The following is a 562-nucleotide window of genomic DNA, read 5'->3' as shown; positions in this document are numbered from 1 at the left end:
CCCTCACTCGCGCCCGGGGGCCCCCTGCTGCTCTATGGCTGGCCGCCCGTCACGGCGGTGCTCATCACCCGGCTGCTGGCGAGGAACGGCCTCCAGGCCCGCACCGCCACCCCCTTGGAGGTGCTGCACACCGGGCCGGAGGACGTCGTGCTCGCGCCCCTCCAGGCCATGGAGGGCCTGCTGGCCGGGGAGGTCCACATCAAGGGCGCCCTCATCGTCCACGGCAGCGATGACGAGAGCTTCGACCGGGTCCGCGAGCTCGGCGCACGCGGCTTCCTGGCCAGCCCCCGGGATGAGGAGCTCCTGCTGCGCGCCGTCCGCCGGCTGAGGCCCGACCCCGGCTCGCCCGACTCGGTCCCTCCCTCGCACTGAATCCCACCTGGACGCCGATGGGGCTCGATTCGCGCGCGGAGTGGGATGAAGACTCACCCGGTTCGAGAAAAATCCGGGCCTCGATTCTCAAAAAATGAAGGGACCAAGCAACTGCGGAAGCGGATCACGGAAAATGGGGACAGATGGCGTCCTTCCGGGCGCCCCCGAATCTCGCTGGAGCCCCCATGTC

The 562-nt window shown here is 69.9% G+C and carries 1 pseudogene; it reads left to right on the top strand.

The features are described from left to right. A pseudogene (locus FMP39_RS37195) lies at positions 1 to 372 on the top strand (hypothetical protein); the annotation flags it as partial. Positions 373 to 562: the final 190 nt, after the last annotated feature.

The organism is Myxococcus sp. AB056 (assembly GCF_006547365.1).
GTDB classification, from domain to species: domain Bacteria; phylum Myxococcota; class Myxococcia; order Myxococcales; family Myxococcaceae; genus Myxococcus; species Myxococcus virescens.
This window is presented reverse-complemented; position numbering and strand designations above follow the sequence as displayed.